The following is a 14,264-nucleotide window of genomic DNA, read 5'->3' as shown; positions in this document are numbered from 1 at the left end:
TTCCGCCATGCCCGAGTACCGCCGCATCCTCCTCGACGGCGCAGCCGTGGAGACCGTCCGCGACGGCGACGACCTGGTCGCCGGGGACGGACGCCGCGTCCGCGTCGAGGACGCCCACCACCTGCCGCCGGTCGTCCCCTCCAAGGTGATCGCCGTCCACCTCAACCACCGCAGCCGGGTCGAGGAGTTCGGCATCGGGCTGCCCGACACCCCCACCTACTTCCACAAGCCGACCTCGGCGCTGAACGGCCACCGGGGCGCGGTCGTCCGTCCCGAGGGCTGCGCGTGGCTCAACTACGAGGGGGAGGTCGCCATCGTCATCGGGAGGACCGCCCGCAACGTCGCCCCGGAGCACGCGGGGGAGTACATCGCCGGCTACACCGTGGCCAACGACTACGGCCTGCACGACTTCCGGGACACCGACGCCGGGTCCATGCTCCGCGTCAAGGGCTCCGACACGCTGTGCCCGCTCGGCCCCGGGCTGGTCACCGACTGGGACTTCCGCGGCAAGCGGCTGCGCACCCGCGTCAACGGCGAGACCGTGCAGGACGGCTCCACCGACGAGATGACGTGGGACATGCACTACCTCGTCGCCGACATCGCCCGCACCATCACGCTGTACCCCGGCGACGTCCTGCTGTCCGGCACCCCGGCCAACTCCCGGCCCGTGCGTCCCGGTGACGTCGTCGAGGTGGAGGTCGAGGGGCTGGGCACCCTCACCAACCACGTCGTCACCGGCCCCACCCCCGTCCGGGCCGACGTCGGGGCGCAGCCGACCGCGTCCGAGGAGGTGCTGTCGACCGCGCTCGGCGGTGACTGGGAGTTCCGGGGGATCAGACCGCCCAGGCGCTGAGCGGGGGCCGCCGGTAGGGTCGGCGGCATGACCGATCCCGTCGAGCCCACCGGTGAACGCAGCCCGCGCAAGCGGATCACCAACTACGGTTCGGGCCGGGTCGCCCTGCTGGACGCAGCCGTCCGCGTGGTGGCCCGGGGCGGCTTGCGCAAGCTGACCTACCGGGCCGTCGCCGAGGAGGCGGGCGTCACCCACGGGCTCGTCGTCCACCACTTCGGCTCCCGGGACGCGCTGATCGAGGAGGCCGTCGACCACGCCGTCCGCTCCTCGCTGAACGTCAACGCCCTCGGCACCGGCGGCGGCACGGCGGACGACTTCGCCGCGAAGCTGGGGGAGCTGGTGGTGACCGGCCCGGACCTCCAGGCCTTCCAGTACGAACTGCTGCTGGAGAGCCGGCGCAGGCCGGAGCTGATGCCGCAGCTCCGCGCCCTGTACGAGGAGTACTTCGAGACGGCGCGACGTGATCTGGCCCGGGTGTTGTCCCGGCCGGTCGACCGGGGCCTGTCCCGGCTCGTCTTCGCCGCGCTGGAGGGGCTGGTGCTGCACCAGCTCGTCTTCGGTGAGCGGGAGGTGACCGAAGAGGCGCTGGCGGAGCTGCGGTCGCTGCTGACGAACCTGGCCTCCGACGCCTCCGACGCCTCCGACGCCTCCGACGCCTCCGACGCCGAGGACCGGGCCGGGAGCTGACCCGGGGGCACCGCTGAACCCTCGGCACGGCCCGTGCCGGGCGGACCTCCGCCCACCCCGACGACTACATCGTTTGACCCGAAACGACTTTTCCACGACAGGAGGCCCACGGTGGACGCCACGCACGACGTCTGGATACGCCGGGCCGGGACGCTCCGCCCGGACGGCTCACACCTCATCGACGGTTCCGCCCACGCGGGAGGCCGCACGTTCACCGTGGTCTCGCCACGGGACGGGCGACCGCTGGCCGAGGTGGCCGACGGGGGTGCGGACGACGTCGACCGGGCCGTCGCCGCCGCCCGCCGGGCCTTCGACGACGGCCCCTGGCCCCGGCTCGCACCCGCCGAACGCGGACGTGTCCTCACCCGCGTCGCCGACCTCGTCGAGGAGCGGCGCGCGGACCTCGCGCTCACCGTCAGTCTGGAGATGGGCAAGCCGATCACGGACGCCCTCGACGTCGAGCTGCGCGCCCTGATCGCCACCTTCCGCTGGTACGGGCAACTGGCCGACAAGCTCACCGACGCGTCCCCGCACACCGCACCCGACGCGCTCGCCCTCGTCACCCGCGAACCCGGCGGCGTCGTGGGCGCGGTCGTGCCCTGGAACTTCCCGCTGACGCTGGCGGGATGGAAGATCGCCCCCGCCCTGGCGGCCGGCTGCTCGGTCGTGCTCAAGCCCTCCGAGCGAAGCCCCCTCTCCGCCCTGCACCTGGCCCGGATCGCCGGTGAGGCGGGGCTGCCGCCCGGCGTCCTCAACGTCGTCAACGGCGAAGGGCCCGTCACCGGCCGGGCCCTCGGGCTGCACCCCGGTGTCGACGTGCTCGCCTTCACCGGCTCCACGGCCGTGGGGCGTCACTACCTGCGCTACGCCGCCGACTCCAACCTCAAGCGCGTCTGGCTCGAACTGGGCGGCAAGTCCCCGAACATCATCCTGCCCGACGCCCCCGACCTGGAGACCGCCGCCGCCACGGCGGCCTGGGGGATCTTCTTCAACCAGGGGGAGATGTGCACCGCGCCCTCCCGGCTGCTGGTGCACTCCTCCATCGCCGAACGCGTCACGGAAGCGGTCGTCGAACGGGCCCGGGCCCTGCGCGTCGGCGACCCCCTGGACCCCTCGACCGAGATGGGCGCACTGGCCGGTGAGGAGCACCTCGACCGCGTGCTCGGACACGTCCACGCCGCCCTCGACGCCGGGGCGCGACTGCGGACCGGCGGTGAACGCACCCTGACGGAGACCGGAGGCACGTACCTGCGACCCACCGTCTTCGACCGCGTGGACCCCGACTCGGCCCTCGCGCGCGAGGAGGTCTTCGGGCCGGTCCTGTCCGTCCTCACCTTCGACGATCTCGACGAGGCGGTCGCCCTCGCCAACGCCACCGACTACGGCCTCGCCGCGGGCCTGTGGACCTCCGACCTGTCCACCGCCCACCGCGTCGCACGCGCCCTGCGGGCCGGAACGGTCTGGGTCAACTGCTACGAGGAGGGCGACCTGACGGTGCCCTTCGGCGGCATGAAGCAGTCCGGCAACGGACGCGACAAGTCCGCCCACGCGCTGGAGAAGTACACCGAGCTGAAGACCACCTGGATCCAGCTGTGAACCGCGCCGCCCGTCCCCTCATCGCCGTCCCGGCCCGCTTCTCCGCCACCACCTCCGCCCTGCGGTACGCGGCCGAGGTCAACGCCCGTGCCCTCATCGAGGCGGTCTGGCGGGCGGGCGGCGAACCCGTCACCCTTCACCCCCACGCACCCGAGGGCCGCTGCGACCCCGCCGAGACGGCCGCCCGCCTCGCCCGGTTCGACGGCGTCCTGCTGCCCGGCGGCGGGGACCTCTCGCCGCACCGCTACGGGGCCGGCTCCGTCCACGACGCCGTCTACGACGTGGACCACGAGCAGGACGCGTTCGACCTCGAAGTCGCCCGCCGGGCCGGCGCGGCGGGGATGCCGCTGCTGGCGGTCTGCCGCGGCCTGCAGGTGGTGAACACCGCGCGCGGCGGCACTCTGCACCAGGACATGGGTGGCCCGGACCGGGAGCACCGGCACCTCACCCATCCGGTGCGGCTCGCCCCCGGATCGGCCGTCGCGGCCGTCGTCGGGACCGGGACGACCGAGGTGTCCTGCTACCACCACCAGCACGTCGACCGCCTCGGTGCGGGCCTGACCGCCACCGCGCACGCCGCCGACGGCACCATCGAGGCCGTCGAGGCGCCCGGGGACCGGGGATGGTTCCTGGCCGTGCAGTGGCATCCCGAAGACACGGCGGAGGCGGACCCGGCGCAGCAGCGCCTGTTCGACGCGCTGGTCGCCGCCGCCCGCGTCTTCCGCTGACCTGTGTGCGGGGGCTCAGCCCCTGGCGCGACGGCCGCTGCGGCGCGGCGCGGGCTCCGCCCCGTTCCGCAGCGCGTCGCGGCGCTCCTCGCCGTGCTCCTCCACCTGGAGGACGACCCGCCGCAGCATGTCAGCGAGGTCCCGGCACTCCTCGTCGTCCAGCCGGGCGGTCACGAAGACCTCCTCGTCGTTGAACGCGGGGAACACCTCCCGCATGAACGCCTCGCCCCGCTCGGTGAGGCTCAGCAGCACGAGCCGCCCGTCGGTGGGGTGTTCCCCGCGCCGCAGGAGTCCGCGCGACTCCAGGGTGCGGGAGACACCGGTCAGGGTGCCCTTGGAGATGCCCGCCTCCTCCGCGACGCGCCGGGTCTCCGACTCGCCCCAGACCCACACCACCCACAGCACGACGAACGCCGTCCAGGTCAGATCCGAGCCGCGCAGGACGGAGTTCTCCAGGTGGTGGCGCACGACGGCGGCGGCACGGTGGATGTTGGCCACCGCCGCCATCTGCTCCCGTCGCACGGCCATGCCGTCGAGCCGGGCCCGCGCGAGCTTCTCCGCCTCGGTGATGGAACGCCGGCCGGGCACATGGGCTCCCTGGATCTCCTGTGCTGCGACGGGCGGCCCACCGGGCCGTCCGGTCTCTCGGGCACCCAGTCTAGAAGCGCGCCCGCACACCCCGGAAGGCGCCGCCACGCGCTCTGTTGCGCCCCCGCGTCCGAGACCGCGGCCGCCGGCTCCCGAGAGAGCCGGCGGCCGCCGGTCGAGGGGAGCGGGGTGACGCACACCTCAGGCGTCGGTCCCCCCGTCCTGGGCTTCACTCCCGAAGTACCGTGTCGGCGCCGTGGGCGGCTCCGTCATCCGCGGCAGCAGCTGTGCGGCGAGCAGCGTCGAGAGCGCCGAGGTGTCACCGCTGCCGCCGTCGGTGCGTACGACCACGGCCTGCGGTGCCTTCGACGCCAGTTCCGCGCCCACTTCGAGGCGGCGGCGGGCCAGCTCGTACTGCAGGACGGCGCGGTTGTCACGGTAGGCCCTGGCGAGGGCGCGCTGGGCGCGGGCCTCGTTCTCGGCGGAGATCAGGCCGCTGCGACCGCGTGTCTCGATCTCGAAGCGGACCCGCTGGGCGTTGGTCTCCTGCTCCTCCAGCAGCTGGGCCACCTGTTCGCGGGCGTTGTTGAGGGCGGCCTTCACCTCGACGACGCGCGCGTCGCGCACCTTCTTGGCCCGCTCGATCTCCATGCCGAGGCTGTCGATACGGCGCTTGCGGGTCAGCCCCCACTCCTGTTCGTACGCCGTACGCTCCTTGGCGACCCGCTCCCTGGTGGCCAGGTGCTGCTGGTACTGCGTCGGCAGCTGGACGTCCGGGATGTTGGAGCCGGTGATGCGTACCCCGTAGCGCTCCAGCTGGCGGTTGAGCAGCTCCTGCATGTCGGCCACGTCCGAGCCGCGCAGGTCGTACGCCCGCTCGGTGCGCATCTTGCGGGCGCGCTGGCGGATGGCGTCCTGGACGGCGCTGGAGAGGACCAGGTCGAAGTTGCCCGCGCCGATCGTGCGGACGAACCGGACCGCGTCCGTGATGCGGAACTTCAGGAAGAACTCGATCGACCGCAGCGGGACGTTCTCCTGCGTCGGGCAGGCCATCACCGGGGCGGAGTACGGGATCTCGGTGGCCGTGTCGACCACGAAGTCCACCCTTGACCAGGGGTGCCAGAGGTAGTGGCGGCCCGCGTCCAGGGTGCGGGTGACCGCGCCGTAGCGGGTCAGGACACCGTTCGTACCTGTTCGATCTCGACGATCGAGGAGCGCCACCACCACAGAACGCCGGCGATCAGGAGCAGAGCGCCGACGCCGTAGGCGAGGCCGGCGAGTGCCCCGTACGCGAGGTCCGCCGCGCTGTCGGAGTCCGTCTCCCGCAGCGACAGCGTCACACCGGCGAGCAGCGCGAACAGGCTCAGCCACAGGGGCAGCATCCACCACAGCCTGCGCCGGTGGCGGGGGATGATGACGGGAACCAGCGTGCCCGCCTCGCCGCCGCGCAGCAGCTGGGCGATGTCGCTCCAGGGTGCGACCGCCTCGGAGATGACCGACTTGCGGTTGACACGTGCGGTACTCACTGACCGGCCTCCTCGGTGGACTCGGGAACCTCGGACGCCGTCGCCTGTTCGGCGGTCTCCTGGCCGGCCGAGGAGCCCTTCGGCGATCCGCTCCCGGTCGACGGCACGGTGGGCCGCTCGGCCCGGAGCAGCGCCACGATCTCGTCCTCGCGTCCGGTGATGCGTTCGCCGATGGCGGTGAGCTGCCCGCGCATGGCGGTCATGTCCGACTCGCTGAACAGCTCCTCGCCGCGCTCGCCGACCAGCTCCCGGGCCAGCTGGAGGAAGTCCACGCCGGCGGCGCCGTCGCCTTCCCCCGTGCCGCCGATGCGCACGAGGCGCGGCAGGTGTTCGGCGATCCGCTCAAGGGCGTCGAGGATCTGCTGCTGGTAGCGGTACTCGAGGATCTCCGGAGCCTCGGCGGCGGTGACCGCGCGGATGTCGAGGGCCTGGGCCTCCAGTAGCGCCGCGTTGGCCTTCGCCTCCGATTCCGCCTGCACGTAGCGCTGGCGGGCGAGGGCCTGGGCGCGGTTGGTCTCGCGTTCCACGGCGGTGTCCATCTGGGCCTGGTACTGGGCGATGTCGGCGTGGATCGCGGAGAGCGTCTCGTGACTGGTCGCCAGCTCCCTGCTCAGGTCGCCCTCGTCCTGCTCCTTGCGGAGCATCAGCGCGTACTCGTGGGTGTACGCCTCCTTCGCCATCCGCACCGTCTCCGGGGCGGCCAGGTCCATCCGGTAGTTGCGGTCGGACGGCTCCGCGTGCGTGATGTTGGCGTTGGTCAGCTCGACGGCGGGCCGGAACTGCTGGTTGAGCTGTTCCAGGAGCCGGCCGGTGTCCTCGCCGACCAGGTCGTAGATCCCGGCGGCCTCCTGTTCGTAGATGAGGCTGCGGATCGTCTCGCTCACCGCGTTGCTCAGCTTCTCCTCGAAGCCGCGGACCGCGCCCAGCGTGTAGACGAACTCCGTCGCGTCGCTGATCCGGAACTGGATGAACAGGTCGATCGAGGCCTTCACGCCGCCCTTGGTCGGCGCCTCGCGCACCGGCGCGTTGAACGGGTACTCCCGCGTGGTGTTGAGGATGTACGAGACCCGCTTCCACGGGCTGATCAGGATCACCCGGCCGGGGCCGACGACCTTCTCCAGCTTCCCGAAGCGTGTGATCAGTGCCTGGCAGCCGTCCGGAACCATCACCATGCCCTGCCGCCACCACACGAAGGCGACCGCGGCCACGGAGATGACCCAGTAGTGCACGCCGAACAGCGGATTGGTCAGCGGGGAGTCGTCCATCGCGGACACGACCGCAGTACCCACAGCGCCCAGGATGAGCAGGGACAACACCGGAAGCATGCTCAGGAACGAGCGGCCCTTCGGGAGCACCATCGGGCAGATCGCATGGACCTGGTCGCCACCCTCACGCTGCTGTTCGCTTCGGTTGAGAGCCTCGCCGGCCTCGTCGAGGGAGACGGTCTTCTGCCTCATCACCGTGGCGATGGAGCCGCCCTGTTCTCTCGCGGCCGGAAAGTCGGCGGGGTCCATGCCCCCTTCCTCCGGCACGGACGACTCCTCGTCGGCGTTCCCCGGCTCCTGGCCGGCCCGTCCCCGGTTCTGCGGCCGACCGGCCGACCGCCCGGTGCGTCGCAGCGCTTCCTCTTCGGCCGCCTGCCGGGGATCAGCACCCGAGGCCACCGCCGAGGCCACCCTCCGCAGGCTCTGCGTCTTCGCTCCTGCCATCGTTCCCCCTCCTTGCTTGCTCTTCTCGTGTTCGCCTTGCCCGTACGGCCAGAACTACACGATGGGACGCCTGAACGCCTCTGCTCGCACCCGCCCGTCGGAGGCCGACGTCTGCCCGCGAGGCGCCATGCGGAGTGCGTGCCGAATCCTGGAACCGGCCGCGGAGGACTCCTTAACCACGGCTTCGGTCTGCGCGTCAGGGGCAGCGTGGGGCGATGAGGCTCGGCGGGGCGGGCGCGGAGGGTGCCTTACGCGTGACGGGAGCCGGTCCCGCCAGGGGGGAGGAGGAATCCCCCGGCACGACCGGCTCCCGTCACAGCCCGCGCGGGCCTTCCCGGCCGCCGGGCACGCGGCGGCCGGGGATCGGCGACGAACGTCAGCCCGTCAGCCGGACTGACGGCCCGCCCTGCGGCGAGCGAGGCCGAAGAACAGGGCGCTCACGGCGAACAGGCCGGCACTCGCCCCCCAGGCCACGTTGGCCGACGGCAGGGAGGTGGCACTCTGCGCCGAGGTGGCGGCCATCGTCGGCCTGTGCTCGTCGCCACCGTGCCCGTGGTGGCTCACGGTCGAGTGGGCCGCGCCCTCCTTGATCTCGGTCTCCGTCGGTGCCTCGGCCTCGGCGGCTCCCGCCGACCCGAAGACGACGTCGGAGCAGCCGTAGAACGCCTCGGGGCTGTCGTGGCGCTGCCAGACCTTGTAGATGATGTGACGGCCCGTACGGGCGGGGAGGTCGCCGGTGAACCGGTAGTAGCCGTTGTCAGTGGTGCGCTTCGTGGGGTGCGTGCCCACCGGCGTCGGGTCCAGGTCCGACCACTTCAGCGGCTTCGTCGGGTCGAAGCCCTCCTTGGTGATGTACATCGTCATCGTGCCCAGGTGGGGGGCGGTGATCCGCACGTTGAAGTCGTAGGAGCCGGCGGCCACCGTGGTGGTCGGCCAGTCGGTCCTGGCCCAGTCCAGGGCGCGGTACTTCTCGCGGCCCGCGGAGCAGAGCTTTCCATCGGGAATGATCTCCTGGTGCCGCCCCGCGGCGTTGGCGATGTTCACCTCGTTCCAGTCGTAGAGCGGCTGGGTCCCCGAGTCGGCGATCAGATCCTTGCAGACCTGGGACTTCGGGGTCTCCGGCCCTTCGGCGTAGCAGGCGCTCACCCGGCTGACCGGGTCGAAGACGGAGCCGTGGGCGCTCGCGGGGGAAGGCGTCAGCGACAGGAGGGTCGCGGCGGACAGGACGGTGGAGGCTGCGGCGATGCGGCGCCGGGCTGAAGCCATGTGGGGGCTCACTCTCGTTCGTCGGGCCGTGGGGAGGCCCTGTGGTCCGGATAACACCCTTTCGAAGCAAGGGAGTTCGGATAGAGCTGCACCAGCAGAATTGCATTGGTACATACCAATGGGCAAGACTCGTGCGGCAGCGCCGTCTCGCCGCTCGGGGGACCGATCGGTGCACGGCCCGTCTCGGGCGGCCCGCCCCCGGCCCGGCGTACGGGCACTCCGCTCCGGTGATCACCCTCGGTTACCATGCTCACTGCGTGCCGGTGGTCGGCGGCAAGGGGGCGCGTGCGTCATCGACGGTCGGCCCGGGGAACGGGGGACCGGCTCGCCGGCCGACACGCCCGGCTTTCCCCAGGGGCCGCCCACCGGTGATCCTTTCCTCTGCGCCCCGGAGAGGTCGTCCGTGGACGCTGAGGCAGAAGAGATAGGTGGCCTGAGAACGTGTTGGAAGAAGTGGTGGCGACTCGCTACGTCACGCCCCTGCGGGAGGGCGGATCGCTGCCCGGCATCGTCGAGGCCGACGATCTGGGCACCTACGTCATGAAGTTCACCGGGGCCGGGCAGGGCCGCAAGACCCTCGTCGCCGAGGTCGTCTGCGGCCGGCTGGCCCGGGAGCTCGGCCTGCGGGTGCCGGACCTCGTCGGGATGTGGCTCGACCCGGTCATCGGCCTCGGCGAACCGGACGAGGAGGTGCAGGAGCTGCTCAAGGCCAGCGGCGGCCTGAACCTCGGCATGGACTTCCTTCCGGGTTCGCTCGGTTTCGACGCACTGGCCTACCGGGTGGACGCCGGCGAGGCCGGCCGGGTCGTGTGGTTCGACGCCCTGGTGGGCAACGTCGACCGCTCCTGGCGCAACCCCAACCTGCTCGTGTGGCACGGCGACCTGTGGCTCATCGACCACGGCGCCACGATGATCTGGCACCACAACTGGCCCACCGCCGCGGCGGCGGCGACGCGCCCCTACGACGCCTCCGACCACGCGCTCGCGCCCTTCGGGCCCGACGTCGCCGCCGCCGCGGCCGAGCTCGCGCCCCGTGTCACCCGGGACCTCCTCGCGTCCTGCGTCGCCGACGTGCCCGACGTGTGGCTCGCGGACGAGCCCGGCTTCGGCGGTCCGGACGAGGTGCGGTCGGCCTACGTCGACGTCCTGGCCTCGCGCGCCGAGGGCCTCCACGACCGCATCACGGTGGGGACACCCAGCACCGACGGACCCTCGCGGGCGCCGGGGTGGCTCACCGGCCGGACGGAGGCGGCCCGATGAGCGTCGCCGCGGCCGACCGGGTCGTCTTCGAGTACGCGCTGCTGCGCGTCGTGCCCCGGGTGGAGCGCGGTGAGCTGATCAACGCGGGCGTCGTGGTCTACTGCCGGGCCCACGGCTTCGTGGCCGCCCGGACGGCCCTGGACGAGCGCCGGCTGCTGGCCCTCGACCCGGAGGTGGACCTGCCGGGCGTCCGGGCGGCGCTGCGCGCCGTGGAGCACGTCTGCCGGGGCGGGACGGAGGCGGGGCAGGCCTCGGGTGACGACGCCGGCCGACGCTTCCGCTGGCTCATCGCCCCGCGCAGCACCGTCGTCCAGCCCGGGCCGACCCACACCGGGCTGACCTCGGATCCGGAGGCGGAGGTGGAGCGCCTGCTTGACCTGCTCGTGCGCCCGCCCCGTCCCGTCGCTGAGCGGGAAGGGCGGCGGCGGGCGGCCGACCGTTGACAGCGGTGGGTCCGGCTTCTAGCGTCACCTCCACCACCTACTAAGCGGTTGCTCACCCCATCGAGGACGAGGAGAACCAGCATGTCCAGCACCGAGCAGCGCGTCGCGGTCGTGACGGGCGCAGCACGAGGTATCGGCGCGGCCACCGCCGTCCGGCTGGCCGAGGAGGGGCGGGCCGTCGCGGTGCTCGACCTCGACGAGGGCGCGTGCAAGGACACCGTGGAGACGATCACCGCGGCGGGTGGCCGGGCGCTCGCCGTCGGCTGCGACGTCTCCGACGCCGAGCAGGTCGAGACGGCCCTCGCCAGGATCGCCGCGGAACTCGGCGCACCGGTCGTCCTGGTGAACAACGCGGGCGTCCTGCGGGACAACCTCCTGTTCAAGATGAGCGAGTCGGACTGGGACACCGTGATGAACGTGCACCTGCGCGGCGCGTTCCTCATGTCGCGCGGCTGCCAGAAGCACATGGTGGACGCGGGCTTCGGCCGTATCGTGAACCTCTCCTCCAGCTCGGCCCTCGGCAACCGCGGCCAGGCCAACTACTCGGCGGCCAAGGCCGGTCTGCAGGGGCTGACCAAGACGCTGGCCAAGGAGCTCGGCAAGTTCGGGGTCACGGCCAACGCGGTCGCCCCCGGCTTCATCGCCACCGACATGACGGCGGCCACCGCGGCCCGCGTCGGTATGGACTTCGAGGACTTCAAGGCCGCCGCCGCCTCGCAGATCCCGGTGCAGCGGGTGGGCCGCCCGGAGGACGTGGCCGGTGCCGTCGCCTACTTCACCCGTGACGACAACGGCTTCGTCTCCGGCCAGGTCCTGTACGTCGCCGGCGGACCCCTCGACTGACCGGGTCACCACGAGAGACAAGGCAGGACAGCGATGACAACGCCGGACACCGGTCGCGTCGCCCTGGTCACCGGCGGGAGCCGGGGGATCGGGTACGGCATCGCGCAGGCCCTCGTGGCCCGTGGCGACCGCGTCTGCATCACCGGACGCAACGAGGAGTCCCTCAAGGAGGCCGTCGCCTCCCTCGGGGCCGAGCGCGCCATGGGCGTGCCGGGGAAGGCCCGGGACGAGGCGCACCAGGCCGAGGCCGTCGAGCGGGTCATGGACGCCTGGGGCCGCGTCGACCACCTGGTCAACAACGCCGGCACCAACCCCGTCTTCGGCCCGCTCGCCGAGCTGGACCTGGAGGTGGCGCGCAAGGTGTTCGAGACGAACGTCGTCTCGGCCCTCGGCTTCGCCCAGCGCACCTGGGCGGCCTGGCAGCGCGACAACGGTGGAACGATCCTCAACATCGCCTCCGTCGCGGGCGTCAGCGCCTCGCCGTTCGTGGGCGCCTACGGCGTCAGCAAGGCGGCGATGGTGAACCTGACGCTGCAGCTCGCCCACGAGATGGCGCCCGGCGTGCGGGTCAACGCCCTCGCCCCGGCGGTGGTGAAGACCCGGTTCGCCGCGGCGCTGTACGAGGGCCGTGAGGAGGAGACGGTGCGGCGCTATCCGCTCGGACGCCTCGGGCTACCGGAGGACATCGGCGGTGCGGCGGCGTTCCTCACCTCGGACGACGCCCAGTGGATCACCGGCCAGACCCTGGTGCTCGACGGCGGCCTCTTCCTCAACGCCGGCGTGGCCTGACGGCGTCGGCCCGTACCCGCGCGTTCGCCCGTACCGGCGCCGGCCCCGAGGGGGTCGGCGCCGGTCCGCGTGCCCCGGAAAAGGGGCCGATGAGCACCGGTGAGTCACCGTCGCTGCCGGTTCCGTGACGGTCGTGCGAACCGATGCAGAGGTGGTTGATCCGTCCATGTAGTTCCGGCGTTCGCTGCGGTAGGGTCTGCGACGTCACAGGCTGCGGGGTCCGCCGCCGCACCTGGTGCGTTCCGCGCGGGGGGCCGAGAGTGGGCGAGTACCTCTTCCCAGCCGGCGAGTCCTGTCGCACGCACCGAGATCCGTTGTGGCCCCGTTCATCGAGGAGCGTGCACGTGTTCAGCCGGAAGAGGCTTCTCCGAAGCATGGCGGCAGGGTCGGTCATCACCCTGCTCGCCGGTTGCGCTTCACTGACCGGAGGAAGCGACGCGGAGGATGAGCCCATCATCGTCGGCACGACCAGCGCGCCGAGCGCGCTGGACCCGGCGGGGGCCTGGGACGGCTCCTGGGAGCTGTTCCGCAACGTCTACCAGACGCTGCTGCACTTCCCGAGCTCCAGCGGCACGCCGGCCCCCGACGCCGCCAAGAGCTGTGCTTTCACGGACAACAGCAGCCAGGTGTACCGGTGCGAGCTGAAGGAGGGGCTGAAGTTCTCCAGTGGCCGTCCGCTGGACGCGGAGGCCGTGAAGTACTCGATCGAGCGGACGGTCAACATCGCCGCGCCGCTCGGTCCCGCGCAGCTGCTGGACTCGCTGGACCGCGTCGAGACGAGCGGTGACCACACGGTCGTCTTCCACCTGAAGAAGTCCAACGCCACGTTCCCGCTGATCCTGGCCACGCCCGCCGCCTCGCTCGTCGACCCCGAGGTCTACCCGGCCGACAAGCTGCGGGAGTCCGAGAAGGTGACGGCCTCGGGCCCCTACGAGCTGAAGTCCTACCGGCGCGGCAAGGAGTCGGTGCTCGTCAAGAACACCGACTACCAGGGTGCCGCCGAGCTGAAGAACGACGCGGTGACGATCCGCTACTTCCAGGACTCCGACCGGATGATGCAGGCGCTGGAGAAGGAGGAGGTCGACCTGACCTTCCGCGGCCTGACCCCGGACCACATCAGCGCCGTCCGGGAGGGCGAGTTCGGCAACAAGGACGTCTCGCTGCACGACGTCGTCGGGACCGAGACGCGCTACCTGGTCTTCAACCCGGGGCTCGGGGCCGCCGGGGACGCCGCCGTGCGTCAGGCGATAGCCCAGCTCGTGGACCGCAAGGCCCTGGTGCGCGAGGTCCACCAGCGTACCGTCGAGCCGCTCTACTCGATGGTGCCCGGTGGCATCACCGGCCACACCAGCGCGTTCTTCGACGAGTACGGCGAGCCCAACCAGAAGAAGGCGGAGGAACTGCTCTCCGCCGCCGGGGTGAGCACGCCGGTGGAGATGACGTTCTCCTACACCACCGAACGCTACGGCTCCGCCACCAAGGCCGAGTTCGAGGAGATCCAGAGCCAGCTCAACTCCACGGGGCTCTTCTCGATAGAGATCGAGCACAAGCCGACCTGGGACGAGTTCCAGAGCGGGGTCAAGGAGGGCGAGTACGAGGTCTTCGGCCGCGGCTGGTTCCCCGACTTCCCCGACGCCGACAACTTCATCGGCCCGTTCGTCGGCAGTGAGAACGCCGTCGGGGTGCCCTACGAGGACGCCGAGCTGACCGAGGAGCTGCTCCCGGAGTCGCGGCGGCAGAGCGACCGCGCTGCGGCCGGCAGCGTCCTGAAGGAGGCCCAGCGCATCCTCGCCGAGGACGCCCGGTTGATCCCGCTCTGGCAGGGGCGCGTGTACATCGCCGCGCACGACGAGATCGCGGGCATCGAGTGGACGATCGACTCCTCGACGATCATGCGGGTGTGGGAGCTGCACCGTAAGGCGAGCTGGTAACCGCACTGTCAGTGCCCAGCGGTACGTTCGATGGCGCCCGGCGGT

Annotated in this window: 12 protein-coding genes and 1 pseudogene; 9 read left to right on the top strand and 4 right to left on the bottom strand. The window is 71.9% G+C overall.

Going from position 1 to position 14,264, the window contains the following annotated elements; all coding sequences use genetic code 11:
• The first annotated feature begins 7 nt into the window (after window positions 1-7).
• The 4 genes from V6D49_RS00650 (at window position 8) to V6D49_RS00635 (ending at window position 3,864) form a co-directional block, all read left to right on the top strand.
• Window positions 8-853 carry a fumarylacetoacetate hydrolase family protein gene (locus V6D49_RS00650; RefSeq protein ID WP_340556126.1) on the top strand — a complete coding sequence of 282 codons (846 nt, stop codon included), beginning with the start codon at window positions 8-10 and terminating at the stop codon, window positions 851-853.
• Between the two features lie 27 nt (window positions 854-880).
• The gene (locus tag V6D49_RS00645; RefSeq protein WP_340556124.1) at window positions 881-1,540 is read left to right on the top strand and encodes a TetR/AcrR family transcriptional regulator; all 660 of its coding nucleotides are present in this window, start codon (window positions 881-883) and stop codon (window positions 1,538-1,540) included.
• 111 nt (window positions 1,541-1,651) lie between these two features.
• A complete protein-coding gene (locus V6D49_RS00640) occupies window positions 1,652-3,136 on the top strand; it encodes an aldehyde dehydrogenase (protein WP_340556122.1) in 1,485 nt (494 codons plus the stop codon).
• A complete protein-coding gene (locus tag V6D49_RS00635; RefSeq protein WP_340556120.1) occupies window positions 3,133-3,864 on the top strand; it encodes a gamma-glutamyl-gamma-aminobutyrate hydrolase family protein in 732 nt (243 codons plus the stop codon). Before V6D49_RS00640 ends, V6D49_RS00635 begins: the two co-directional genes overlap by 4 nt.
• 15 nt (window positions 3,865-3,879) lie before the next feature.
• Here the strand turns inward: V6D49_RS00635 and V6D49_RS00630 are convergent, their stop codons facing one another.
• The 4 genes and pseudogenes from V6D49_RS00630 to V6D49_RS00615 form a co-directional block, all read right to left on the bottom strand.
• The gene (locus tag V6D49_RS00630; protein ID WP_340556118.1) at window positions 3,880-4,452 is read right to left on the bottom strand and encodes a MarR family winged helix-turn-helix transcriptional regulator; all 573 of its coding nucleotides are present in this window, start codon (window positions 4,450-4,452) and stop codon (window positions 3,880-3,882) included.
• Window positions 4,453-4,653: 201 nt separating this feature from the next.
• Window positions 4,654-5,978 (bottom strand): annotated as a pseudogene (locus V6D49_RS00625) (SPFH domain-containing protein).
• Complete coding sequence (locus V6D49_RS00620) at window positions 5,975-7,687, bottom strand: SPFH domain-containing protein (protein WP_340556116.1); 1,713 nt, start codon at window positions 7,685-7,687, stop codon at window positions 5,975-5,977. The pseudogene V6D49_RS00625 and the gene V6D49_RS00620 overlap by 4 nt, the downstream one beginning before the upstream one ends.
• A 384-nt stretch (window positions 7,688-8,071) precedes the next feature.
• Window positions 8,072-8,953: a lytic polysaccharide monooxygenase auxiliary activity family 9 protein gene (locus tag V6D49_RS00615; protein WP_340556114.1), complete on the bottom strand. Its 882-nt coding sequence runs from the start codon at window positions 8,951-8,953 to the stop codon at window positions 8,072-8,074.
• A gap of 441 nt (window positions 8,954-9,394) precedes the next feature.
• On the opposite strand from V6D49_RS00615, the gene V6D49_RS00610 reads away from it, so the two are divergent.
• The 5 genes from V6D49_RS00610 to V6D49_RS00590 all read left to right on the top strand — a co-directional run bounded on the left by V6D49_RS00610 (window position 9,395) and on the right by V6D49_RS00590 (window position 14,219).
• A complete protein-coding gene (locus V6D49_RS00610) occupies window positions 9,395-10,213 on the top strand; it encodes a HipA family kinase (RefSeq protein WP_340556112.1) in 819 nt (272 codons plus the stop codon).
• Window positions 10,210-10,656: a DUF3037 domain-containing protein gene (locus tag V6D49_RS00605; protein WP_340556111.1), complete on the top strand. Its 447-nt coding sequence runs from the start codon at window positions 10,210-10,212 to the stop codon at window positions 10,654-10,656. Before V6D49_RS00610 ends, V6D49_RS00605 begins: the two co-directional genes overlap by 4 nt.
• A gap of 81 nt (window positions 10,657-10,737) precedes the next feature.
• Entirely contained in the window at window positions 10,738-11,499 is a 762-nt protein-coding gene (gene fabG, locus V6D49_RS00600; protein ID WP_340556109.1) for a 3-oxoacyl-ACP reductase FabG, read from the top strand.
• A 33-nt stretch (window positions 11,500-11,532) separates the two neighbouring features.
• A complete protein-coding gene (locus V6D49_RS00595; protein ID WP_340556108.1) occupies window positions 11,533-12,288 on the top strand; it encodes an SDR family oxidoreductase in 756 nt (251 codons plus the stop codon).
• Window positions 12,289-12,662: 374 nt separating this feature from the next.
• Entirely contained in the window at window positions 12,663-14,219 is a 1,557-nt protein-coding gene (locus V6D49_RS00590; RefSeq protein ID WP_340556106.1) for an ABC transporter substrate-binding protein, read from the top strand.
• The last annotated feature ends 45 nt before the right edge of the window (window positions 14,220-14,264 follow it).

The sequence above is a fragment of the Streptomyces sp. GSL17-111 genome (assembly GCF_037911585.1).
Taxonomy (GTDB): Bacteria; Actinomycetota; Actinomycetes; order Streptomycetales; family Streptomycetaceae; genus Streptomyces.
This window is presented reverse-complemented; position numbering and strand designations above follow the sequence as displayed.